Origin of the sequence: Xylophilus ampelinus (assembly GCF_003217575.1) — a bacterium.
GTDB classification, from domain to species: domain Bacteria; phylum Pseudomonadota; class Gammaproteobacteria; order Burkholderiales; family Burkholderiaceae_C; genus Xylophilus; species Xylophilus ampelinus.
On sequence record NZ_QJTC01000028.1, the window covers coordinates 14,983 to 37,988 of the forward strand.

A 23,006-nucleotide genomic window follows, 5' to 3' on the forward strand; every position below is an offset into this window, starting at 1 on the left:
TGAAACGGGGCGGCTGTGTGAACGGGGATGTGGCCCGGGCCGCCGGGTCTTGCGCCATCGGCACGTCGCGGAGGGTCGGAGCCACCCGGCGTGGCGCGCGCCTCAGCGGCCGGCGCGCTTGCGTTCGCTTTCCTTCAGGTAGCGCTTGCGCAGGCGAACGCTTTTGGGCGTGATCTCGACCAGCTCGTCGTCCTCGATGAACTCGACACCGTACTCCAGGGTCAGCTCAATCGGCGGCGTGATCTTGATCGCGTCTTCCTTGCCCGACACTCGGAAGTTGGTCAGCTGCTTGGTCCGCGTGGCGTTCACCACCAAGTCGTTGTCGCGGCTGTGGATGCCGACGATCATGCCTTCGTACACCGGATCGTTGGCACGCACGAACATGCGGCCGCGGTCGTCCAGCTTGCCCAGGGCATAGGTGAAGATTTCGCCGTCGTCCATCGAGATCAGCACGCCGTTCTTGCGGCCACCGATGTCGCCCTTGTGGGCTTCGTAGCTGTCGAAGATGTTGCTGATCAGGCCCGAGCCGCGGGTCAGGTTCAGGAACTCGTTGGTGAAGCCGATCAGGCCCCGCGCCGGAATACGGTACTCCAGCCGGACACGGCCACGGCCGTCCGGCTCCATGTTGACCAGCTCGCCCTTGCGCTCGCCGAGGGCCTGCATCACGCCGCCCTGGTGCTGCTCTTCGATGTCGGCGGTCACCAGTTCGATCGGTTCCTGCTTCTCGCCGTCGACGTCCTTCATCACCACGCGCGGCTTGGAGACGGCCAGCTCGTAGCCTTCGCGGCGCATGTTCTCCAGCAGGATGGTCAAGTGCAGTTCGCCCCGGCCCATCACTTCGAAGATGCCTTCCTCGTCGGTTTCCTTGACGCGCAGCGCCACGTTGTGCTGCAGCTCTTTCTGCAGGCGATCCCAGATCTGGCGGCTGGTGACGAACTTGCCTTCGCGGCCGGCCAGCGGGCTGGTGTTGACGCAGAAGTTCATCGTCAGCGTCGGCTCGTCGACCTTGAGCATCGGCAGCGGAGCCGGCCTGGCCGGGTCGGTGATGGTCACGCCGATGCCGATGTCGGGGATGCCGTTGATCAGCACGATGTCGCCCGGGCCGGCTTCGGTCACCTGCACGCGGTCGAGGCCGCGGAAGGTGAGCACTTGGTTGACGCGGCCCTTGACAGCCTTGCCGTCTTCGCCTTCCATCACCACCACGTCCATCATCGGCTTGATCGTGCCGGCACTGATGCGGCCCACGCCGATGCGGCCGACGAAGGTGGAGAAGTCGAGTGCCGAGATCTGCAGCTGCAGCGGTGCGGCCGGATCGCCCTTCTGCGGCGGAACATGCTTGAGCACCGTGTTGAACAGGGCCGACATGTCGGGGCCCCACTGTTCGCCGGGCGCGCCCTCTTCCAGCGAGGTCCAGCCGTTGATGCCCGAGGCGTATACCACCGGGAAGTCGAGCTGCTCGTCGTTGGCACCCAGCTTGTCGAACAAGTCGAAAGCGGCGTTGACGACCTTGTCGGGATTGGCGCCCGGCTTGTCGACCTTGTTGACCACCACGATCGGCTTAAGACCCAGGGCCAGCGCCTTCTTGGTCACGAAGCGCGTCTGCGGCATCGGGCCTTCCTGCGCATCGATCAGCAGCACCACGCCGTCGACCATCGACAGCGCACGTTCCACCTCGCCGCCGAAGTCGGCGTGGCCCGGGGTGTCGACGATGTTGATGTGGGTGCCTTCCCAGCTCACGGCGCAGTTCTTGGCCAGGATGGTGATGCCCCGCTCGCGTTCGATGGCGTTGTTGTCCATCACCGTGTCGACCACTTTTTCGTGTTCGGCGAAGGTGCCCGACTGGCGCAGCAGCTGGTCCACCATGGTGGTCTTGCCATGGTCCACGTGGGCGATGATGGCGATATTACGGATTTGCTTGGTCGTCATACGTTTGCTTCCTCGATGCCTTGGGCCGTGTTCGCGGCGTGTGGCGTACTTTCCTGAATCTGTTGAATTTCGATGGGGCTCAACAGCCGCCCCGGTATCAGTTCTCCGCCGCTTGCACGGGCCGTGCCCAGCAGGCCGCGGCCCTCGTCGCCGAAGACCGCCACCTGCGCGGCGTCGACCCAGCCGCCCCGGCGACGCACGCCCGACAGGAAGCGCGAGACATCGTCGCCCGCCAGCGTGACACGGTCGTGATCGGGCAGCAGCGAGTCGACCGGCAGCAGGCAGGCCGAGCGGGCGGCCTCGTCCATCGCCTCGAACGCTTGCAGCGTCACCGCCCGGTCCAGGCCGTAGTGCCCGGTGTGGGTGCGGCGCAGCAGGGTCAGATGACCGCCGCAGCCCAGCGCCTCGCCGATGTCCTCACCCAGGGTGCGGATGTAGGTGCCCTTGCTGCAGGTCACTACCAATTCTATAGCGGGTAGTCCTTGCGGATCAACGGCCAGCGCCGCATTCAGTGCATGGATCTCCACCGCACGCGCCACCCGCTCGACCTCGATGCCCTGGCGGGCGTATTCGTACAGCGGCTTGCCGTCGCGCTTCAACGCGCTGTGCATCGGCGGCACCTGCAGGATAGGGCCGGTGAAGCGGCGCACCACTTGGGGCAGCAGGCGCTCCACCTCGGCCATGTCCACCGGCCGCTCCTGTACTACTTCGCCTTCCGCATCTCCGGTGACGGTGCGGACGCCGAGTCGCACCGTCGCGCGGTAGGTCTTGGCGGCATCGAGCTGCATCTGGCTGAACTTGGTCGCCGCACCGAAACACAGCGGCAGCACGCCGCTGGCCAACGGGTCGAGGGTGCCCGTATGCCCGGCCTTTTCGGCGCGCAGTAGCCACTTCGCCTTCTGCAAGGCGTCGTTGCTGGAGAAACCCAGCGGCTTGTCGAACAACAGCACCCCGTGCACAGGGCGCCGCTGCACCCGTGTGCATGGCGCATGCATCGTCAGTCGTCCTTGGCACGTGAGGCGACAGCCTGCGCGATCAAAGCGTTCATGTCGGCCGCCCGCTCGGTGGTCCGGTCGAACTGGAAATGCAGGGTCGGGACGGTATGGATGTGGAGGCGCTTGAACAAGCCGTTGCGCAGGAAACCCGCGGCCTGGTTGAGCGCCAGTTCGCACTCGTCGGGCTTGCCCACCAGCACGCTGAAGAACACCTTCGCGTGTGCGTAGTCGGGCGTGACCTCCACCGCCTGAAGGGTGACCATGCCCACCCGCGGGTCCTTCAACTCGCGGGCGATCAGTTCCGTCAGATCCCGCTGGATCTGGTCGGCCACCTTGAACCCCCGGTTGGGCGTCGCTGATTTTCTTTTCACCATGTCGTGTGATCAGGCACAAGCGTCGAGAGACCGGGCCCGGTGCAAGGCGCGCCGCCGCAGACAGTACTTCACGTACGGCCAGGCGGCTGCAACGCGGCACCGGGTCTGGTATCTCGGCGCGCTTACAGAGTGCGCGCGATCTCCTTGATTTCAAAGAATTCGAGCTGGTCGTTTTCCTTGATGTCGTTGTAGTTCTTGAGCTTGATACCGCACTCGAAGCCTTCCTTGACTTCGCGCACATCGTCCTTCAAGCGCTTGACCGATTCGACATCGCCGGTATAGATGACCACGTTCTCGCGCAGCAGGCGGAAACGGCAGTTGCGCGTGACCTGGCCCGACGTGATGTACGAGCCCGCCACGGTACCGATCTTCGAGGCCACGAACACGGTGCGGATTTCCGCGGTGCCGATGATCTCTTCCTTCTGCTCAGGCGCCAGCATGCCCGACATCGCGGCCTTCAACTCGTCGACGGCGTCGTAGATGATGTTGTAGTAGTGGATATCGATCCCGCTCGTCTCGGCCGCCTTGCGGGCACCCGAGTCGGCGCGCACGTTGAAGCCGATGACGACGGCCTTCGATGCGATGGCAAGATTGATGTCGGATTCGCTGATGCCGCCCACGCCGCTGTACACCAGCTGGACACGCACTTCCGCAGTCGAAAGTTTGAGCAGCGACTGCCCCAGTGCTTCCTGCGAACCCTGCACGTCGGCCTTGATGATGATCGGCAGCGTCTTGACTTCGCCGGCGCTCAGGTCGGAGAACATGTTCTCGAGCTTGGCGGCCTGCTGCTTGGCCAGCTTGGTGTTGCGGAACTTGCCGGCGCGGTAGGTCGCGATTTCGCGGGCCCGGCGTTCGTCCGGCAGCACCATGAATTCGTCGCCCGCCTGCGGCACTTCGGTCAGGCCCTGGATCTCCACCGGAATGGAAGGACCGGCCGTCTTGGCCGTCTTTCCGTCCTCGTCGATCATGGCGCGAACGCGGCCGTAGGTCGAACCCGCCAGCACGATATCGCCGGTCTTGAGCGTACCGGACTGCACCAGCACCGTCGCGACCGGACCGCGGCCCTTGTCGAGCTGGGCTTCGATGACCAGGCCCTTGGCGGCGGCATCGACCGGCGCCTTGAGTTCCAGCACTTCGGCCTGCAACAGCACCTGCTCGAGCAGTTCGTCGATGCCCTGGCCGGTCTTGGCCGAGACGCTGACGAACGGCGAACTGCCGCCGTATTCCTCGGGCACCACTTCCTCGACGACCAGTTCCTGCTTGACGCGTTCCGGATTGGCGCCGGGCTTGTCGATCTTGTTGACCGCGACCACGATCGGCACACCGGCGGCCTTCGCATGCTTGATGGCTTCCCTGGTCTGGGGCATGACGCCGTCGTCGGCCGCGACCACCAGGATCACGATGTCGGTGGCCTGCGCACCACGGGCCCGCATGGCGGTGAACGCCTCGTGGCCCGGGGTGTCCAGGAAGGACACCATGCCCCGCTCGGTTTCGACGTGGTAGGCGCCGATATGCTGCGTGATGCCGCCGGCTTCGCCCGACGCCACCTTCGCACGCCGGATGTAGTCCAGCAGCGAGGTTTTGCCATGGTCGACGTGGCCCATGACGGTCACGACCGGCGCACGCGGCAGGGCTTGCGCAGCGCTGTGCTGCAGGGTTTCCTCTTCGGTGAACGCTTCCGGATCGTCCAGCGCGGCCACGATCGCCTTATGGCCCAGTTCTTCCACGACGATCATCGCGGTGTCCTGGTCCAGCGGCTGGTTGATGGTGACCATCTGGCCCATCTTCATCAGCGCCTTGATCACTTCCGAGGCCTTGATCGCCATCTTGTGGGCGAGTTCGGCCACGGTGATGGTCTCGGGCACGTGGACTTCGATCGTGCGCTGCTCGGCCGGCGCCTGCTGGCCGTAATCCTCGCGGTCGCCGCCACGGTCGTTGCCGCGACGGCCGCGCGGGCCACCGCGCCAGTTGTTGCGACCGACGCCACCCGAGCTGTCGCCGCGGGTCTTGATCTCTTTCTTCTTGGCGGGGTCGCCCGCCCAGCTGGACGACAGCTTGGCGGACTTGACTTCCTTGCCGGCGCCCGCAGCGGCACCCGCGCCCGGCGCACCGGGCCGCACGCCCGTGCCGGCCACCGGCTTGTGCAGGGTCCCCTTGACACCCGGCTTGGCTTCCGCGGGCTTGACGACCGGCTTCGGCTCTTCGGGCTTCTTGGCGGCGACCAGCACCTTCTTCGGCGTTGCCATCATCGAACGGATGGCGGCAGCCTCGGCTTCGGCCTTACGGCGGCGGGCTTCCAGGTCGGTGGCGCGTGCGGCTTCCTCGGCGGCACGGGCACGCGACTCGGCTTCGGCCTTTTCGCGGGCTTCGGATTGCGCCTGGGCACGGGCCGCGGCGAATTCCGCCTGTTCCTTGCTGGCTTCCACCTTCACCGCCGTAGCTTGTTGCTTGCGGGCCTGCTCCTGAGCGGCGTAGGCGTTGGCGCGCTCTTCGGCCTCGCGCTCCTTGCGTTCGCGGTCTTCGCGCTCGCGCCGCTTCTCGCCCAGCTCCAATTCCTGCGCGCGGATCTGTTGTGCCTGGCGACGTGCCTCTTCCTCTCGGCGCTGGAGGTCGTTGTCGACCGCCTGCTGCTCCCGGCTCTCGTACGACGACTCCACCGCGGTGGGTTCTTCGATTTCGCCCTCGGACGTGCTGTCGGCCGCGTCGTCGCGCTTGATGAAGGTGCGCTTCTTGCGGACTTCCACCTGAATCGTGCGTGCCTTGCCACTGGCGTCGGCCTGCTTGATTTCGCTGGTCGACTTCTTCGTCAGCGTGATCTTCTTGCGGTCGGCGGCGACGGTGCCGTGGCTGGCCTGCAGGTACCCCAGGAGCTTCTGCTTGTCGCCTTCGGTCAAGACGTCGCTGGACGCGCCCTTGCTGACGCCGGCCGACCGCAGTTGGTCGAGCAGGGTTTCAGTGGATTTCTTGAGTTCGGTTGCGAACTCGGCTACGGTGGTGCTGGACATATTGGGTACGGGCCTCCATGATCTCTACTCTTGACCGGCGAACCAGTGTTCGCGGGCCTTCAGGATCAATTCCTTGGCTTCATCGGCAGACTGGCCGGTGATATCAGTGAGTTCGTCGATCGCCAGGTCGGCAAGGTCGTCGCGGGTGTTGATGTTCGCTTCGGCCAGCTTGGCGATCACGTCCGGCGTCAGGCCGGCCAGATCGCGCAGGTCCTGTGACACGCCCTCGACGCTTTCTTCGCGGGCAATCTCCATGGTCAGCAGCGCATCCTTGGCCCGCGACCGGAGTTCGTTGACCGTGTCTTCGTCGAAGCTTTCGATCTCGAGCATCTCCTGCAGCGGCACGTAGGCCACTTCTTCTAGGCTGGTGAAACCCTCGTTGATCAGGATGTCGGCGATTTCCTCGTCGACATCGAGCTTTTCCATGAACAGCTTGCGGCCCGCATCCGTCTCGGTCGCCAACTTCTGGGCCGATTCGGCGGCGTCCATGATGTTGATCTTCCAGCCGGTGAGGTCGGAGGCCAGGCGCACGTTCTGCCCGCCGCGGCCGATGGCGATCGCGAGGTTTTCCTCGTCGACCACCACGTCCATGGCGTGCTTCTCCTCGTCCACCACGATGGAGGACACGTTGGCCGGCGCCAGCGCGCCGATCACGAACTGGGCCGGATCCTCGCTCCACAGCACGATGTCGACACGTTCGCCGGCGAGTTCGTTGGTCACCGCGTTGACGCGGGTACCGCGCACGCCGACGCAGGTGCCGATCGGGTCGACACGCTTGTCGTGCGAAAGCACGGCGATCTTGGCGCGGCTGCCGGAATCCCGGGCGCACGACTTGATCTCCAGCAGGCCCTGCTCGATCTCGGGCACTTCCTGGCGGAACAGCTCGATCATGAACTCGGGCGCCGAGCGCGACAGGATGATCGGTGCGCCGCGCAGCGTCAGGTCGACCTCCATGATCATGGCCCGCACACGGTCGCCGTTTCGCAGATTTTCCTTGGCGATCATCTCGCCGCGGCGCAGGCGGCCTTCGACCCGGCCGGCCTCGACGATGATGTCGCCCTTGTCCATGCGCTTGACGGTGCCGACGAAGATCTTGTCGCCGCGCGACATGAAGTCGTTGAGCAGCATCTCGCGCTCGGCGTCGCGGATCTTCTGCAGGATGACCTGCTTGGCGGCCATCGCGCCGATGCGGCCGATCGGCACCGAATCGACGGCTTCCTCGATGTACTCGTCGACCTCGATGTCGGCCATCTCGTCCCTGGCCTCGAACAGCAGGATCTCCTGCTCGGGCAGCTGCAGGCCCGCCTCGTCGGGCACCACGTGCCAGCGGCGGAAGGTCTCGTACACGCCGGTGTCGCGATCGATCGCGACGCGGATGTCCACTTCGCCCGGGTAGAGCTTCTTGGTCGCCTGCGCCAGCGCGGACTCCACGGCGCCGAAAACGACGTCGCGCTCCACGTTCTTCTCGCGCGAGATGGCCTCGACCAGCATCAACAGTTCGCGATTCATGCCACAACTCTCCTATCCTGAACAACGGCGGCGGTGCTCCCCGGAAATCCGGGCCGCCACGCCTCACTTGCCATACCAGACACGGGAAACGGCTGCAGACTCATTCGGGCACCTCGCCCCGCGGTCTGCGGCCTTTGAAATCGATGATCGGTGCCAGGCGAGCCTCGCGCACCTCGTCGAGGGTGAACCGCATCGCCTGCAGCGGCGCGGCCTGGCGCTTCTTGCTGATGCGCTGGCCGGGCTTGCCTTCGGGCGCATCGCTCCAGACGATCTGCCACGACGGGCTGGCGCCTTCGGCGACCGGCGCGTCGATGCGCTCCAGGGTGCCGCGGAACTTCTTGCGATTGGCGTTGACCTGGCCTTCGGCGGCGACGCCGATCGGCTGCTTGAGCGTGATGTCGATGATCTCGCCGGCGAAACGCTCCAGATCCTGCGGGTGGCGCAGGGGGCGGTCGATGCCGGGGGACGACACCTCCAGGCGGCTGTATTCGACCGCGTCGACTTCCAGCGCGAACTGCAATTGGCGGGTGACCTTCTCGCAGTCTTCGACAGTGACGAAGCTGTCGACCGGCGCGGTGCCCTCGGCGGGGGCCGACCAGGGCAGATCGATCGTGATGCGCAGCAGCCCGCCCGCGGAGCGCTCGATCTCCACGAGGTCATATCCCAATCCGATGACGGTCTGTTCGACGATCTGCTGCAGTGCCACGTTGATTCTGTCGCTACCCAAATGCAAAATCCGGCTGCCACCCCGCGCGGCCTGCACGGAATGGACGAAGTCCGGATGAAAAACGATCGACCAAAAAAAACGGGCGGTTGGTACCCGCCCGTTTGGTCGTGAGATTTGCATTCTACTCCGCAGCCAGGGGTTTATGCAAGCCGCCCCCCCCCGGGAATCGGATAAGAAGCGGCCCGGATCCGCCGCCACAGCGCGTCCGCGCCGTCGGGCATCGAGGCCCGGCTGGAGGCCGGGTCCTCCCGCAGCGTCTGCAGCAGCCGTTGCAGCACCGACGCATGCGGCGTGAGAGGCCCCAGGAAACACACCCGCTCGCCCTGCGCGACGAGCAGGCAGGGAAAGGTCTCGACATCGAAATCGCCCGCGGTGTCGGCATGGTCTTCCACGTCCAGCCAGTGCCAGGCCGTGTCAGGCGAGGCCGCGGCCATGCGCTGGAATATCGGCCGGTAGTCGCGGCAGACGCCGCACCATTCGGCGCACAGACAGACGACGGTCCACGTCGCCACCGAAGCGGGGCGACCCGACGGAAAACCATTCATGGGGACGATTCTTTCACGCGTTGCACTTCGGGCGCGCCGACCGTGGCCGCCGCGTGGCACCAGGGTGCGCGGACGAAGGATGCCACGGCCGCGACTTCGCCGTGTCGAGCAGATGCTGGAGCGACCGGATGGCGACCGGCACGGCGCAAACCATGGCATGGTGGATTTCCGCTGCGCAGGGGCCCGAACTCTATTCCGGCACCGGGCCCGCATCCCTGGACCTATCGCCGCACTCTGCCGTGGCGCGGGTTGTCTCAACGGCCGAGGGCCGCCGCCGCCAGTTGCCGGGTATAGGGATGCCGCGGTGCGTCGAGCAGCCGGGCCACCGGGCCGGCTTCGACGATCTCGCCGTTCTTCATCGCCAGCACGTCGTGCGCCATCGCGCGGATCACGTCCACGTCGTGGGTGATCAGCAGGTAGGCCAGGCCCCGTTGCCGCTGCAACCGCTGCAGCAGGCCCAGGACCTGTTTCTGGATCGTGACGTCGAGCGCGCTGGTCGGCTCGTCGAGCACCAGGACCTCGGGCTCGACGATCAGCGCGCGGGCGATCGCGATGCGCTGGCGCTGCCCGCCGGAGAAGGCATGGGGGTAGCGCTCCAGCAGGCCGGGAAACTGCGCCTCGGCCATGCCCACCTCGCCCAGCATCTGCCGCACACGGGCATCGCGGGCCGCACCGTCGAGGGTGGGGGCGTGCACCCGCAGGCCCTCACCCACGATCTCGCCCACCGTCATACGGGGCGAGAGCGAGGAGAACGGATCCTGGAAGACCACCTGCAAGCGCCGGCGCAACCGCCGGTCTGCCGCGGAGCCCTGTCCCCAAGCCTGGCCGGCGACCCGCAATTCGCCGGTATGCGGCTGCAGGCCCAGCGCCGCCAGCGCCAGCGTGGACTTGCCCGAGCCCGATTCGCCGATCACGCCCAGCGTGCGGCCGGGCCCGAGCGTGAAGTCGGCATGCCGGACCGCGATGAAAAAATCCTTGCCGAACCAGCCGTGCAGGCCGGGCCGCGGGACCGGATAGGCGACCTGCAGCGCCCGCGCTTCCAGCAGCGGCGCCGCACCCTCCGCAGCAGGCTCCACCACGTCGCGCACCGGCACGCTGTCGAGCAGCCGCCGCGTGTAGGGATGCTGCGGCCGGGCGAACACGTCGGCGACGGCCCCCTGCTCCACGATGCGGCCGTTCTCCATCACCGCGACCCGGTCGGCGAAGCGGCGCACCAGGTGCAGGTCGTGGGTGATCAGCAGCACCGCCATGCCGGTCTCCTGCTGCTGGGCGGAGAGCAGGTCGAGGATCTGGCCGCGCAGCGTGACGTCGAGCGCGGTGGTCGGCTCGTCGGCCACCAACAGGCGCGGCCGGCAGGCCAGTGCCATCGCGATCATGGCGCGCTGGCGCTGCCCGCCCGAGAGCTGGTGCGGATAGGCGCCGGCCCTGCGCTTCGGTTCGGGAATGCCGGTCGATGCTATTAAATCTATAGCTTGAAGCCGGGCATCCGCCTGGGCCAGGCCCTTTTTCAGCTGCAGGACTTCGGCGATCTGCTCGCCGACGGTGAAGAGCGGGTTGAGCGCCGTCATCGGCTCCTGGAAGATCATCGCGATCTCCCGGCCCCGGACGCCGCGCAGCTCGCGCTCTGACAGGGCCAGCAGGTCGCGCGGGCCGTCGGCCTCTTCCAGGCCGGCGAACACCGCGCTGCCACCATAGGCGGCATCGGGCACCAGACGCAGCAGGCTGAGGGCGGTGACGGTCTTGCCCGACCCCGACTCGCCGACCAGCGCCAGCTTCTCGCCCGCATGCAGCGCGAAGTCGATGCCGTGGACCACCTCGTGTCCGCCGAAGCCGACGCGCAGGCCGCGCACTTCCAGCAACGGCGCCGCAGCGCCAGACGGGGTCGGCAAGCCGGGAAGGAGGTCGCCCGCAGGCGATGGTGCGTCGCTCATGCGTGGGCCTTTCGCGGATCGAGCGCGTCGCGCAGCGCATCGCCCATGAAGGTCAGCAGCAGCAGCGTGGTCACCAGCACCGCGAAGGTCGACAGCGAGATCCACCACGCGTCGATGTTGGCCTTGCCCTGGCTGAGAAGTTCGCCCAGCGACGGCGTGCCCGGCGGCACACCCAGGCCGAGGAAGTCGAGCGAGGTCAGCGCCAGGATCGCAGCGCTCATGCGGAACGGCAGGAAGGTGACGACCGGCGTGAGGCTGTTGGGCAGGATGTGGCGCCGGATGATGTCGAGGTTGCCCACACCCAGTGCGCGCGCCGCCTTTACGTAGTCGAGCTGGCGGTTGCGCAGGAACTCGGCCCGCACGTAGTCGGACAGGCCCATCCAGCCGAAGAGCGAGAGCAGCACCAGCAGCAGGGCGATGCTGGGCGCGAAGATCGCGCTGAAGATGATCAGCAGGTACAGCTCGGGCATCGATCCCCAGATCTCGATGAAGCGCTGGAACGCCAGGTCGGTCTTGCCGCCGAAGAAGCCCTGGACCGCACCGGTCGCCACGCCCAGCACCACGCCGACCGCCGTCAGCGCCAGCGCGAACAGCACGCTGACCCGGAAGCCGTAGAGCAGTTGTGCCAGCAGGTCGCGCCCGCGGTCGTCGGTGCCCAGCCAGTTGTCGCGGGTCGGGGCCGACGGATTGGGCGATTTCGCGAAGTAGTTGAGCGTCTTCGGGCCGTAGGGATTGGGCGCATGCAGCGCCCAGTTGCCGCCCCGGGACAGGCGCTCCTGGATGAACGGGTCGAGGTAGTCGGTGGTGGTCAGGAAATCGCCGCCGAAGGTCGTCTCCGGGTAGTCGCGCACCATCGGAAAATAGGTCTGCCCTTCGTAGCGCACCAGCAGCGGCCGGTCGTTCGACAGCAGCTCTGCGCCCAGGCTCAGCACCACCAGCGTGCAGAACACCACCAGACTCCAGAAGCCGAGCCGATTGCGCTTGAAACGCTGCCAGGCCCGCCGCCCCGGCGAGACGGAAGCCGCATACGGCGCACCCTCCGTCAGGGTCGGCGATGAACCACGAACATCCACCGCCTCAACCATGCCCGTACCTCCACCAGAAACACCGTGGATCCGGCTCCGCCGGTCCACCGTTGTTGCCCCCTGCAAGGGGGTGGGCGGCCACACGCAGTGGGCAAGCCTGGGGGTTAGTCGAACCGTACACGAGGGTCCACCCAGACATAGGAAAGGTCGGAGACCAGCTTGGTCACCAAACCGATCAGCGTGAAGAAATAGAGCGTGCCCAGCACCACCGGGTAGTCGCGCCGGATCACGCTCTCGTAGCTCAGCAGGCCCAGGCCGTCGAGGGAGAACAAGGTCTCGATCAACAGGGAGCCGGTGAAGAAGGCACCGATGAACGCGGCCGGGAAGCCGGTGATGATCGGAATCAGCGCATTGCGAAACACATGGTGCCACAGCACCTGCCGCTCGCTCAGGCCCTTGGCCCGCGCCGTCAGCACGTATTGCTTGCGGATCTCTTCCAGGAACGCGTTCTTGGTCAGCATCGCGGTGACGGCGAAGCTGCCGGCCACCATCGCGGTGACGGGCAGCGCGATGTGCCACAGGTAATCGACGACCTTGCCGCCCGGGCTCAGCTCGGACCAGTTGGCCGAGGTGAGTCCGCGCAGCGGGAACCACTGCAGCTGCCCGCCGAAGACGACCAGCAGCGCCACGCCCAGCACGAAGCCCGGCACCGCATAGCCGAAGAGCACGATCAGGGTGGTGAAGAAATCGAATCGCGAGCCGGCCCGCACCGCCTTGGCCACGCCAAGAGGCACGGCCACCAGGTAGCTGATGAAGAAGGTCCATAGGCCCAGGCTGATCGAGACCGGCAGCTTCTCCTGGATCAGCTGCCACACGTCCTTGTTCTGAAAGAAGCTGCGTCCCAGGTCGAAGCGGGCGAACTGGCCCAGCATCTGCAGGAAGCGCTCGTGGGGCGGCTTGTCGAAGCCGTAGAGCGCCTTGATCTGTTCTATGCGCTTCGGGTCCACGCCCTGCCCGCCGCGGTAGGAGGTGCCGCCGCTTTCGGCCCCGCCCCGGGCGCCGGCCTTCGCCTCCGCCAGGTACTGCTCCACCGGGCCTCCGGGCACGAACTGGATCACCGTGAAGGTGATCAGGATCACGCCGAACAGCGTGGGCACCATCAGCAGCAGGCGCTTCAGAACATAAGCCAGCATCGGTCAGTCCTGGGCGGCGGGTGTCTTGGCCCACCAGGTATCGGCCACCCAGGTCTCGGGCGTGCTGGTGTAGGGCGGCATGCCTTGCGCGGGCATGGCGATGCGGTGGGCGTTGTAGACCATGCGGTGGTTGGGCGCGAACCACTGCGGGATCAGGTAGTGGCCGTGGGCGATCACCCGCTCCAGCGCGCGGCAGGCCGGCAACAGCTCCGCCTTGGTCCTGGCGCCGACCATCCGCGCGATCAGCGCATCGACCGCCGGGCTCGACACGCCCATGTAGTTGCCCGAATCCTCGGTCTTGGCGGCCTTGCTGCCGAGGATGTCGGCATATTCCTGCCCGGGGTTGTGGGTGCCGGGGAAATTGATCGTGGTCAGGTTGAACTCGAATTTCTGCAGCCGCTGCTGGTAGAGCGCGTAATCGACCGCACGCACGTTCAGCGTGATGCCCAGCTTCTCCAGGTTGCGCGCCCAGGCCGACTCGGTGCGGGCGCCCCCCTCGCCGGCGCTGAGGTACTCCAGCACCATCGGCTCGCCACGGGCATTGCGCAGGCGGCCGTCCCGCACCGTCCAGCCGGCCTCCTTCAGCAGGGCTTGGGCCTGGCGCAGGTTGCCCCGCAGCGTCGCGTCGCCATCGGTGCGGGGCGGCACCGTCATCGGGCCCAAGGTGCCCGGCGGCAGCTCATTCTTGAAGGGATCGAGCAGCGCCAATTCTTCCGCAGAGGGCATGCCGGTGGCGGCGCAATCGGTGTTGCCGAACAGGCCGTTGACCCGGCCGTAGGCACCGTAGAACATCTGCCGGCTCATCCACTCGAAATCGAAGGCCAGGCCCAGCGCCTCGCGCACCCGCGAATCGGAGAGCTTTTCCTTTCGGGAATTGAGCACGTAGCTCTGGAAGCCCGTCGGCAGGCGGTGTCGGAACTCGCCCTTGACCAGTTCGCCGGAATCGAACTTGCGCCCGGTCAGCCGCCGCGCCCAGTCGCCCGCGGAGAAGAACCGCATCGCATCGAACTCGCCGGCCTTCAGCGCCTCGAGCCGGGCGGTGTTGTCGGCGTAGATCTTGATGGTGATCCGGTCGAAGTTGTCGGTGCCGCGCTTCACGCCCAGGTCGCGCGCCCAGTACTGCGGGTCGCGCACATAGGTGATGTCCTTGCCGAAGCGCACCGGGCCGATCGTGTACGGACCGCTGCCGATCGGCGGGTCCACCACCACCTGGTCGAAAGGTTTGGGCTTGCCGTTCTCCACACCCCACTGGCGGCTGAAGATCGGCAGTCCGCCGACGGTCAGCGGCAATTCGCGGTTGGCCTTCCTGAAGCGGAAGCGCACGGTGCGCTCGTCCACCACGTCGCAACCGGCGACATCGTCCAGCAGCGTCTTGTAGCCGGGCGAGGTGAACGGACCCATCAGCGTGTCGAAGGTGTGCTTCACATCCGCCGCCAGCACCGGATCGCCGTTGTGGAAGCGCGCCGCCGGCCGGATGCGGAAGGTGGCCGAAAGACCGTCGGCGGCGACCTCCACGTCTTCCGCCAGCAGGCCGTAGCCGGAGCCGGTCTCGTCCAACGAACCGGCCAGAAGCGAATCGAACATCAGATCCGACAGGTAGGCCGGCGCGCTGCCCTTGACGGTGAACGGGTTGTACTTGTCGAAGGTCGAGGTGCGCTGGCTGCTCACCAGACGCAGCTCGCCGCCCTTGGGCGCATCGGCGTTCACATAGTCGAAATGGTCGAAGCCCGGCGGGTACTTCAGGTCGCCCCACAGCGCGTAGCCATGCGCCGCCCACGACGACCACGACGTGCAACCCAGGAGCAGAGAGACCAGCAAAACCCGCATGCGACAATTCTGCTGGATTTTCACAGCGATTTTTCGGAGTTCGAACTATGGGTTTTCTGGCCGGCAAGAAATTGCTGATCACGGGTGTTCTGTCCAACCGCTCGATCGCCTACGGCATCGCCCGAGCCTGCCATGCGCAAGGCGCCGAGCTGGCCTTCAGCTACGTCGGCGAGCGCTTCAAGGACCGCATCACCGAATTCGCGGCCGACTTCGACTCGACCCTGATCTTCGACTGCGACGTGGGCGACGATGCGCAGATCGACAAGCTCTTCGCCGACCTGGCCCGGGCCTGGCCGACCTTCGACGGCTTCGTGCACAGCATCGGCTACGCGCCCCGCGAGGCGATCGCCGGCGATTTCCTCGAAGGCCTGAGCCGCGAGGGCTTCAAGATCGCCCACGACATCAGCGCCTACAGCTTCCCGGCCATGGCCAAGGCCGCCCTGCCCTACCTGAACGACAAGTCCGCGTTGCTCACGTTGACCTACCTGGGCGCGATGCGCACCGTGCCCAACTACAACACGATGGGCCTGGCCAAGGCGTCGCTGGAGGCCTCGGTACGCTACCTGGCCGAGTCGCTCGGTCCCAAGGGCATGCGGGTCAACGGCATCAGCGCCGGCCCGATCAAGACGCTGGCGGCCAGCGGCATCAAGGGCTTCGGCAAGATCCTGTCGGTGGTGGCCGAGACGGCGCCGATCCGCCGCAACGTGACGATCGACGACGTGGGCAACGTCGCCGCGTTCCTGCTGAGCGACCTGGCCGGCGGCGTGACCGCCGAGATCACCTACGTGGACGGCGGCTTCAGCCAGGCCGTAGGCGGCATCGCCGAGAGCCCTGCAACCTGAATTCGGATGAATCGTAGCCACAGCCGTCGATCCACGCCGACCTGCTGCTATATTTTGAATAGCAAAAGCCCGTCCCGCCGCCGCTTGCTGGTCGCGCTGCTCACCGCTGCCGCCGCGCCGGCGCTGCGGGCCGGCACTGTCCCGGCGCTGATGCTCGCCAACCGCTACCGGCCCGGCGTTCCGCTGGCCGACTACTGGGTCAGCGAGAAGATGGACGGCGTGCGGGGCTATTGGGACGGCCGCCAACTATGGACCCGCGGCGGCGAGAAGGTGAACCCGCCGGCCTGGTTCACCAAGGGCTGGCCCACGGTGCCGCTCGACGGCGAGTTGTGGGCCGGCCGCGGCCAGTTCCAGAAGGCCGTTTCCACCGTTAGGCAGCAGGTGCCCGACGAGCAGGCCTGGCGCGTCATGCGCTTCATGGTGTTCGACCTGCCGGCGCAGGCCGGCACCTTCACCGCGCGGCTCGCGATCTTGAACGGACTGATGTCGACCGTGGACTCGCCCTATGCCCGGGCGGTCCCGCAAAGCCGGGTGGCGAGTCCCGAGGCGTTGACGAAATTGCTGCGCGCCACCGTACAGGGTGGCGGCGAGGGCCTGATGCTGCACCTGGGCGCATCGCTCTACAAGCCGGAGCGCAACGACGACCTGCTGAAGCTCAAGCCGTACGAGGATGCCGATGCGCGCGTGGTGGCCTGGCTGGACGGACAGGGCAAGTACTCCGGCCAGCTGGGCGCATTGCTGGTCGAGGGCGCCGACGGCAAGCGCTTTCGCGTCGGCTCGGGCTTCACCGACGAGCAGCGGCGCAAGCCGCCGGCCGTCGGCAGCTGGATCAGCTACCGCTACCGGGGGCTGCACGACAGCGGCATTCCGCGCTTCGCCACCTTCCTGCGCGAACGGCCCGATCTCTGACGGCTCTTATCGGGTTCGCCATGGAAAAAGGAGCGCCGCGGCGCTCCTTTTCTGCATGCGCCGCAGCGCAGGGGATGTCGATGCTTACTTGGGCATCAGGACGGTATCGACCACGTGGATCACACCGTTGGACTGGATCACGTCGGCGATCGTCACCGTCGAGTTGCCACCCTTGGCATCAGTCAACACGATATTTTTGCCCGAGGTCTTGGCGGTCAGTGCCTCGCCCTGCACGGTGGTGAGCGATGCGCTGCCCTTGCCGTCCTTGATCTTGGCCAGCAGGGCCTTCGAGTCCAGCTTGCCGGGCACGACGTGGTAGGTGAGGATGGTCGTCAGCGTGGACTTGTTCTCGGGCTTGACCAGGGTATCGACGGTACCGGCAGGCAGCTTGTCGAAGGCGGCGTTGGTCGGTGCGAACACGGTGAAAGGACCTGGGCCCTTCAGCGTCTCGACCAGGCCGGCGGCCTTGACGGCGGCGACCAGCGTGGTGTGGTCCTTCGAATTGACCGCGTTGTCGATGATGTCCTTGGTCGGGTACATCGGGGCGCCGCCCACGGTGACCTGGGCCATGGCGGACACGGCGCCGAACGTCAGTGCAGCGGCGATGCCGAGGGAAGCAAGAGCACGGGAAGAGATGGTTGCGTTCATGGAAACCTCCTGGATGATGAGAGGGCCGCACGGCATGTGCGTCCCTGCCAGCCTTACGCACGCCGCCCCCGACCCGGATTCAGATCGTGCGCGAGAAAGATCCGTCGGAGCCCACCTGCACCAGATTCTCCTCGCTCGCGCGCGGCTGCGGCGCAGATACGGTGGCGGCCACGCAGTCGGCGTAGTAGCGCACCTTGCCGCTCTCGTCTTCCAGTTCCACCAGGCCGTGGATGTCGGTCTCGAAGCCGGGGCACTTGGCGTTGAACTCGCGGGCGAACTTGAGATAGTCCACGATCTTCTTGTTGAAGACCTCGCCGGGGATCAGCAGCGGAATACCCGGCGGGTACGGCGTGACCAGGCTGGTGGTGATGCGGCCTTCCAGATGGTCGATCTCCACCCGCTCGGTCTTGCGGTGGGCGATGTGGGCGTAGGCGTCGCTCGGCTTCATCGCCGGCGTCAGGTCCGACAGGTACATCTCGGTGGTCAGGCGGGCGATGTCGTACTCGGCGTACATGCGGTGAACGTGCTGGCAGAGGTCGCGCAGGCCCATGCGCTCGTAGCGCTTGTACTGCTGGCAGAACTCCGGAAGGATGCGCCACATCGGCTGGTTCTTCTCGTAGTCGTCCTTGAACTGCTGCAGCGCGGTCAGCAGCGTGTTCCAGCGGCCCTTGGTGATTCCGATGGTGAACATGATGAAGAAGCTGTAGAGCCCGGTCTTCTCCACGATCACGCCGTGCTCGGCCAGGAACTTGGTCACGATGCTGGCCGGGATGCCGGTCTCGGCGAACTTGCCGTCCATGTCCAGGCCCGGGGTGACGATGGTCGCCTTGATCGGGTCGAGCATGTTGAAGCCGTCGGCCAGCGTGCCGAAGCCGTGCCACTTGGCGTCGCGGTCTTCGCCCTTGATGATCCAGTCGTCGGCGAAGCCGATGCCCTCTTCGGCCAGCTTCTCCGGACCCCAGACCTTGAACCACCAGTCGTGGTGGCCGAACTCGGCCTCGACCTGGCGCATCGCCCGGCGGAAATCCAGCGCTTCCAGGATGCTCTCCTCCACCAGCGCGGTGCCGCCGGGCGGCTCCATCATCGCGGCGGCCACGTCGCAGCTGGCGATGATCGCGTACTGCGGGCTGGTGCTGGTGTGCATCAGATAGGCCTCGTTGAAGAGATGCCGGTCGAGCTTGCGGTTGGTGCTGTCCTGCACCAGCACATGGCTCGCCTGGCTGATGCCGGCCAGCAGCTTGTGGGTCGACTGGGTGGCAAACACCAGCGACTCGGTCGGCCGCGCGCGCTTCTTGCCCATCGCGTGGTACGGGCCGTAGAACGGGTGGAAGGCCGCGTGCGGTAGCCAGGCCTCGTCGAAATGCAGCGTGTCGACGTAGCCGTCGAGCGCCTTCTTGATCGTCTCGGTGTTGTAGACCACGCCGTCGTAGGTCGATTGCGTGAGCGTCAGGATGCGCGGCTTGACGGTATCGGCATCGATGTGCTTCAACAGCGGGTTGGCGCGGATCTTCGCCTTGATCGTCTCGATGTCGAATTCCGAGCGCGGGATCGGGCCGATGATGCCGAAGTGGTTGCGCGTCGGCTTCAGGAACACCGGAATCGCCCCGGTCATGATGATCGCGTGCAGGTTCGACTTGTGGCAGTTGCGGTCGACCACCACCACGTCGCCCGGCGCCACCGTGTGGTGCCAGACCATCTTGTTGCTGGTGCTGGTGCCGTTGGTGACGAAGAAACAATGGTCGGCGTTGAAGATGCGCGCGGCGTTGCGCTCGCTCTCGGCCACCGGGCCGGTGTGGTCGAGCAGCTGGCCCAGTTCCTCGACCGCGTTGCAGACGTCGGCGCGCAGCATGTTCTCGCCGAAGAACTGGTGGAACATCTGGCCTACCGGGCTCTTCAAGAACGCCACGCCGCCCGAGTGGCCCGGGCAGTGCCACGAGTAGGAACCGTCTTCCGCATAGTCGAGCAGGGCCTTGAAGAACGGCGGCTGCACGCCTTCCAGGTAGCTCTTGGCCTCGCGGATGATGTGGCGCGCCACGAACTCCGGCGTGTCCTCGAACATGTGGATGAAGCCGTGCAGCTCGCGCAGGATGTCGTTGGGCATGTGCCGCGCGGTCTTCGTCTCGCCGTAGATGTAGATCGGCACCTCGAGGTTCTTGCGGCGCACCTCGGCGATGAAGGTGCGCAGGTTCAGCACGGCCGGGTCCAGGTCGGGGCCGGGGCTGAATTCCTCGTCGTCGATCGACAGGATGAAAGCGCTGGCCCGGCTCTGCTGCTGCGCGAACTGGCTCAGGTCGCCGTAGCTGGTGGCGCCCAGCACCTCGAAGCCCTCGCTCTCGATGGCCTGTGCCAGCGCGCGAATGCCCAGGCCCGATGTGTTCTCCGAGCGGAAGTCCTCGTCGATGATCACGATGGGGAAGCGAAATTTCATGCGGGGGCTCCGGTCTGGGAGATGGGACGAATGCGGCAAAGGCGAAAGAGCCGCGAAGTGTAAGGACTTGGGATGGCGCGTTTGTGTCGATGGTCCAGAATGACAGCACGTTACAGGGTGACTCGCCATCGGCGGAGATATGCATCCGAGGAGATTCGATTTGGCACTTTCCACCTATTGGTGGCTCCTGGCCGGCGCGGCCATCGCTGCCGAGATGCTGAGCGGCACGGTCTATCTGCTGCTGATCGGCGGCGGTTTCGCCGCCGCGGCCGTGGCGGCGCACATGGGCACCTCGCTGCCGCTGCAGATCGTTGTGGCGGCGGCGATCGGCGCCGGCGCGGTGCTGGTCTGGCGTTTCCTGACACGCCGCGCGCCGTCGGGACCCGCGGCCAGCGCCGATCCCGACGTGAACCTCGACATCGGCGAGACGGTGCAGGTCGTCCAATGGGAGCCGGACGGCACCGCCCACGTGCATTACCGCGGCGCCCGCTGGACGGTGGTGCCCCGGCCTGGCGCCCTGCCCGGCAGTACCGGTGCCCACAGGGTGGTCGAAGTGGTCGGCACCCGCCTCGTCGTCGACAAGATCTGAAACCGCGCGCCCCGGCGGTGCGCACATGCAAAGGAGACTCAATGGAAATATCCCTGGTCCTGCTGGTCATCGCGATCATCTTCGTCACCCAGTCGGTCAAGTTCGTGCCGCAGCAGAATGCCTGGGTGCGGGAGCGCCTGGGCAAGTACCACGGAACGATGACACCGGGCGCCAACTTCCTCATTCCGTTCATCGACAAGGTGGCCTACAAGCACAGCCTGAAGGAAATCCCGCTCGACGTTCCCAGCCAGGTCTGCATCACCCGCGACAACACGCAGCTGCAAGTCGACGGCATCCTGTACTTTCAGGTGACCGACCCGATGCGGGCGAGCTACGGATCGTCCAACTACATCATGGCGGTGACGCAGCTGGCGCAGACCTCGCTGCGCAGCGTGATCGGCAAGCTCGAGCTCGACAAGACCTTCGAGGAGCGCGACATGATCAATGCCCAGATCGTCGCCGCGATCGACGAGGCCGCGCTCAACTGGGGCGTGAAGGTGCTGCGCTACGAGATCAAGGACCTGACCCCGCCGAAGGAAATTCTGCTGGCGATGCAGGCCCAGATCACCGCCGAACGCGGCAAGCGGGCCCTGATCGCCGCGTCCGAAGGCCGCCGCCAGGAGCAAATCAACATCGCTACCGGCGAGCGCGAAGCCTCGATCGCCCGGTCGGAAGGCGAACAGCAGGCCGCGATCAACAACGCCAAGGGCGAGGCAGCGGCGATCACCGCACTGGCCGAGGCTACCGCCGGTGCCATCGAGCGGGTGGCCGCAGCCATCCGCCAGCCGGGCGGCGAACAGGCGGTGCAGCTGAAGGTGGCCGAACGCGCGGTGGACGCCTACAGCCAGGTGGCGGCTGACGCCAAGACCACGCTGATCGTCCCGAGCAACATGACCGAGGTGTCGGCCCTGATCGCATCGGCGATGAAGATGGTCGGCACCGTGCCGCCACGCCAGCCCTGACTTTTGCCGCGGCGCCCCGCGCGACCGGCGAAACCGCCGGATTCCCGTGGCTATAATCGTAAGCTCTGGAACGGTGGATGAGTGGTTTAAGTCGCACGCCTGGAAAGCGTGTGAGGGTTAATAGCCCTCCGCGGGTTCGAATCCCGCCTGTTCCGCCAGATCAAAAAAAGCCTTACAAATCAATGGTTTGTAAGGCTTTTTGCGTTTTGCTTGGTAGCATTTTTGGTAGCAAAAGTGCTGACATTGCCTATCTATCTGCGAGGCGGCTCGTACTACCTGCACACCCGTGTGGGCGGGTTGCAGTTCAAACGTTCGTTGAAGACTGCTGACCCAGCAGTCGCTAAGCTACGTGCACTGTCACTTTTGCAGGCACTACACATGGTCAAGCCAACACTATCGGACTTCAATTTTGATAGCAACAGGCTATCGCGCTATGAGTTGGAGATCGGCGGCGGTGTTACCCGCATCAAGAGTAACGGCCCCGATGACCATGCAAGACTCATGGAAGCATTGACGGCTGTGCAATCTGCCATAGTCCCAGTCGCTGCGCTCCAATCGAGGGAGGTGGCTCAAACACCCGCCTACGGCCTTACCTTCACAGAAGTATTAGACAAATTCTTGACCCTGAGGCCATTGAAGCCAGGGTCCATCATTGCAGTGAAGAACGCTGTTAAAGAATTTGTCGAGTTCTTTGGCAGCAAGTGCCATGTGAGGGAGATTCTCGTGAGTGACATCACGCGCTTAATAGAAAGCAAGGGTCTTGCCCCCACGTTGCAGCGCCACAAAAACCGAAGCCAGTTTTTGGCATGTCGCCAGACGAAGTCTTGGCGATGGCTACTGTATGGGGCAATAATTCCACCGATGAAATCGGTAGGAAGTTGCGTAAAGATGCTCCCATTATGATAGCGGGGGTTTTCTCAGTCGATGAAGAAATGCCCCAAGACCAGTGGAAACGGTACAATCAGGATACCGTGAGTTATCTTAAAGGAAAATACGGAGACCGGTTAAGGTCTGTTGTGGAACATACAGACGAGGCGTTCAGGCACTGCCACTATTATGTGGTGCCATTACCTGGGGAAAAGTTTGACTCTATCCATTCTGGAAAAGCTCCTGCAAGAGCTGCGAAAATTGCAAAATTGAGCAAGGGCGAACAGAACGATGCCTATATTGCAGGCATGAGGGCTTTCCAGGACGATTTTTTCTTAGAGGTAGGAGCTAGGTATGGTCAACTGCGTTTTGGACCTAAAAGGGTTCGTATGACCCGTGCAGGCTGGGTCCAATCGAAAGCGCAAGCGAAAATCGATGCTATGGTCAAAGAGACCAGACAGAAGATTTACGATGATGCCAGATTACAAGGTTACAACGATGGCCTAGCAGACGGTACAGCGAGTGCTGCAAGTTTGGGCAATAAGCTAGTGTGGTGTCTCAAAAATAAGCAGAACTAAGTTTATGGGCAGCCCGAGCGACCTTTGCGAGGATCGTATCGGCGCTCTTGTGCCAGATGAAAGGTTTCGGGTCGGCGTTATGTCGGTCGATGTATTGCCGGATGGAGCGCTCCAGATCGGCCACGC

The 23,006-nt window shown here is 65.3% G+C and carries 18 protein-coding genes, 1 tRNA gene and 1 pseudogene; 6 read left to right on the forward strand and 14 right to left on the reverse strand.

What is annotated here, in order from left to right; all coding sequences use genetic code 11:
* Positions 1 to 102 precede the first annotated feature (102 nt).
* The 11 genes from typA to DFQ15_RS15060 form a co-directional block, all read right to left on the reverse strand.
* Entirely contained in the window at positions 103 to 1,926 is a 1,824-nt protein-coding gene (gene typA, locus DFQ15_RS15010; RefSeq protein WP_110466763.1) for a translational GTPase TypA, read from the reverse strand.
* Entirely contained in the window at positions 1,923 to 2,921 is a 999-nt protein-coding gene (truB, locus tag DFQ15_RS15015) for a tRNA pseudouridine(55) synthase TruB (RefSeq protein ID WP_110466764.1), read from the reverse strand. Before truB ends, typA begins: the two co-directional genes overlap by 4 nt.
* Before the next feature lie 2 nt (positions 2,922 to 2,923).
* On the reverse strand, positions 2,924 to 3,295 hold the full coding sequence (rbfA, locus tag DFQ15_RS15020) for a 30S ribosome-binding factor RbfA (protein ID WP_110466765.1): 372 nt from the start codon (positions 3,293 to 3,295) through the stop codon (positions 2,924 to 2,926).
* 122 nt (positions 3,296 to 3,417) lie between these two features.
* Positions 3,418 to 6,300, reverse strand: coding sequence for a translation initiation factor IF-2 (gene infB, locus DFQ15_RS15025; RefSeq protein WP_110466766.1), 2,883 nt, complete (start codon positions 6,298 to 6,300; stop codon positions 3,418 to 3,420).
* 24 nt (positions 6,301 to 6,324) lie between these two features.
* Entirely contained in the window at positions 6,325 to 7,809 is a 1,485-nt protein-coding gene (gene nusA / locus DFQ15_RS15030) for a transcription termination factor NusA (protein WP_110466767.1), read from the reverse strand.
* Between the two features lie 100 nt (positions 7,810 to 7,909).
* Positions 7,910 to 8,515, reverse strand: a complete 606-nt coding sequence (rimP, locus tag DFQ15_RS15035) for a ribosome maturation factor RimP (RefSeq protein WP_110466768.1) — start codon at positions 8,513 to 8,515, stop codon at positions 7,910 to 7,912.
* 161 nt (positions 8,516 to 8,676) lie between these two features.
* Complete coding sequence (locus DFQ15_RS15040) at positions 8,677 to 9,081, reverse strand: thioredoxin family protein (RefSeq protein WP_110466769.1); 405 nt, start codon at positions 9,079 to 9,081, stop codon at positions 8,677 to 8,679.
* Between the two features lie 254 nt (positions 9,082 to 9,335).
* Positions 9,336 to 11,012, reverse strand: a complete 1,677-nt coding sequence (locus tag DFQ15_RS15045) for an ABC transporter ATP-binding protein (RefSeq protein ID WP_110466770.1) — start codon at positions 11,010 to 11,012, stop codon at positions 9,336 to 9,338.
* Positions 11,009 to 12,097, reverse strand: coding sequence for an ABC transporter permease (locus DFQ15_RS15050; RefSeq protein ID WP_110466771.1), 1,089 nt, complete (start codon positions 12,095 to 12,097; stop codon positions 11,009 to 11,011). Before DFQ15_RS15050 ends, DFQ15_RS15045 begins: the two co-directional genes overlap by 4 nt.
* Before the next feature lie 104 nt (positions 12,098 to 12,201).
* Positions 12,202 to 13,230, reverse strand: coding sequence for a microcin C ABC transporter permease YejB (locus DFQ15_RS15055; RefSeq protein WP_110466772.1), 1,029 nt, complete (start codon positions 13,228 to 13,230; stop codon positions 12,202 to 12,204).
* Between the two features lie 3 nt (positions 13,231 to 13,233).
* Complete coding sequence (locus DFQ15_RS15060; protein WP_110466773.1) at positions 13,234 to 15,057, reverse strand: extracellular solute-binding protein; 1,824 nt, start codon at positions 15,055 to 15,057, stop codon at positions 13,234 to 13,236.
* A 47-nt stretch (positions 15,058 to 15,104) separates the two neighbouring features.
* On the opposite strand from DFQ15_RS15060, the gene fabI reads away from it, so the two are divergent.
* Positions 15,105 to 15,899 (forward strand): enoyl-ACP reductase FabI, encoded by a 795-nt coding sequence (gene fabI, locus DFQ15_RS15065; RefSeq protein WP_110466774.1) that lies wholly within the window; start codon positions 15,105 to 15,107, stop codon positions 15,897 to 15,899.
* Between the two features lie 54 nt (positions 15,900 to 15,953).
* On the forward strand, positions 15,954 to 16,808 hold the full coding sequence (locus tag DFQ15_RS15070; RefSeq protein ID WP_233504543.1) for a DNA ligase: 855 nt from the start codon (positions 15,954 to 15,956) through the stop codon (positions 16,806 to 16,808).
* 84 nt (positions 16,809 to 16,892) lie between these two features.
* On the opposite strand, the gene DFQ15_RS15075 is transcribed toward DFQ15_RS15070, so the two are convergent.
* Complete coding sequence (locus DFQ15_RS15075) at positions 16,893 to 17,456, reverse strand: fasciclin domain-containing protein (RefSeq protein ID WP_110466776.1); 564 nt, start codon at positions 17,454 to 17,456, stop codon at positions 16,893 to 16,895.
* Positions 17,457 to 17,535: 79 nt separating this feature from the next.
* A complete protein-coding gene (locus tag DFQ15_RS15080; protein WP_110466777.1) occupies positions 17,536 to 19,884 on the reverse strand; it encodes an arginine/lysine/ornithine decarboxylase in 2,349 nt (782 codons plus the stop codon).
* Positions 19,885 to 20,044: 160 nt separating this feature from the next.
* Between DFQ15_RS15080 and DFQ15_RS15085 the strand changes: the two genes are divergently transcribed.
* The 4 genes from DFQ15_RS15085 to DFQ15_RS15100 all read left to right on the forward strand — a co-directional run bounded on the left by DFQ15_RS15085 (position 20,045) and on the right by DFQ15_RS15100 (position 22,880).
* Positions 20,045 to 20,473 carry an NfeD family protein gene (locus tag DFQ15_RS15085; RefSeq protein WP_110466778.1) on the forward strand — a complete coding sequence of 143 codons (429 nt, stop codon included), beginning with the start codon at positions 20,045 to 20,047 and terminating at the stop codon, positions 20,471 to 20,473.
* A 41-nt stretch (positions 20,474 to 20,514) separates the two neighbouring features.
* A complete protein-coding gene (locus tag DFQ15_RS15090; RefSeq protein ID WP_110466779.1) occupies positions 20,515 to 21,435 on the forward strand; it encodes an SPFH domain-containing protein in 921 nt (306 codons plus the stop codon).
* Between the two features lie 67 nt (positions 21,436 to 21,502).
* Positions 21,503 to 21,593: transfer RNA gene (locus DFQ15_RS15095), tRNA-Ser, on the forward strand.
* A 648-nt stretch (positions 21,594 to 22,241) separates the two neighbouring features.
* A complete protein-coding gene (locus DFQ15_RS15100; protein ID WP_110466780.1) occupies positions 22,242 to 22,880 on the forward strand; it encodes a plasmid recombination protein in 639 nt (212 codons plus the stop codon).
* Here DFQ15_RS15100 and DFQ15_RS17950 read toward each other — a convergent pair.
* Positions 22,861 to 23,006 (reverse strand): annotated as a pseudogene (locus DFQ15_RS17950) (IS630 family transposase); the annotation flags it as partial. The gene DFQ15_RS15100 and the pseudogene DFQ15_RS17950 sit on opposite strands and share 20 nt — an antisense overlap.

What these genes read in the sequence shown, in the direction of transcription:
- typA (WP_110466763.1), bottom strand. Translation starts at nt 1,926, where the DNA reads ATGACGACCAAGCAAATCCGTAATATCGCCATCATCGCCCACGTGGAC.
- truB (WP_110466764.1), bottom strand. Translation starts at nt 2,921, where the DNA reads ATGCATGCGCCATGCACACGGGTGCAGCGGCGCCCTGTGCACGGGGTG.
- rbfA (WP_110466765.1), bottom strand. Translation starts at nt 3,295, where the DNA reads ATGGTGAAAAGAAAATCAGCGACGCCCAACCGGGGGTTCAAGGTGGCC.
- infB (WP_110466766.1), bottom strand. Translation starts at nt 6,300, where the DNA reads ATGTCCAGCACCACCGTAGCCGAGTTCGCAACCGAACTCAAGAAATCC.
- nusA (WP_110466767.1), bottom strand. Translation starts at nt 7,809, where the DNA reads ATGAATCGCGAACTGTTGATGCTGGTCGAGGCCATCTCGCGCGAGAAG.
- DFQ15_RS15040 (WP_110466769.1), bottom strand. Translation starts at nt 9,081, where the DNA reads ATGAATGGTTTTCCGTCGGGTCGCCCCGCTTCGGTGGCGACGTGGACC.
- DFQ15_RS15045 (WP_110466770.1), bottom strand. Translation starts at nt 11,012, where the DNA reads ATGAGCGACGCACCATCGCCTGCGGGCGACCTCCTTCCCGGCTTGCCG.
- DFQ15_RS15050 (WP_110466771.1), bottom strand. Translation starts at nt 12,097, where the DNA reads ATGGTTGAGGCGGTGGATGTTCGTGGTTCATCGCCGACCCTGACGGAG.
- DFQ15_RS15055 (WP_110466772.1), bottom strand. Translation starts at nt 13,230, where the DNA reads ATGCTGGCTTATGTTCTGAAGCGCCTGCTGCTGATGGTGCCCACGCTG.
- DFQ15_RS15060 (WP_110466773.1), bottom strand. Translation starts at nt 15,057, where the DNA reads ATGCGGGTTTTGCTGGTCTCTCTGCTCCTGGGTTGCACGTCGTGGTCG.
- fabI (WP_110466774.1), top strand. Translation starts at nt 15,105, where the DNA reads ATGGGTTTTCTGGCCGGCAAGAAATTGCTGATCACGGGTGTTCTGTCC.
- DFQ15_RS15075 (WP_110466776.1), bottom strand. Translation starts at nt 17,456, where the DNA reads ATGAACGCAACCATCTCTTCCCGTGCTCTTGCTTCCCTCGGCATCGCC.
- DFQ15_RS15080 (WP_110466777.1), bottom strand. Translation starts at nt 19,884, where the DNA reads ATGAAATTTCGCTTCCCCATCGTGATCATCGACGAGGACTTCCGCTCG.
- DFQ15_RS15090 (WP_110466779.1), top strand. Translation starts at nt 20,515, where the DNA reads ATGGAAATATCCCTGGTCCTGCTGGTCATCGCGATCATCTTCGTCACC.
- DFQ15_RS15100 (WP_110466780.1), top strand. Translation starts at nt 22,242, where the DNA reads ATGTCGCCAGACGAAGTCTTGGCGATGGCTACTGTATGGGGCAATAAT.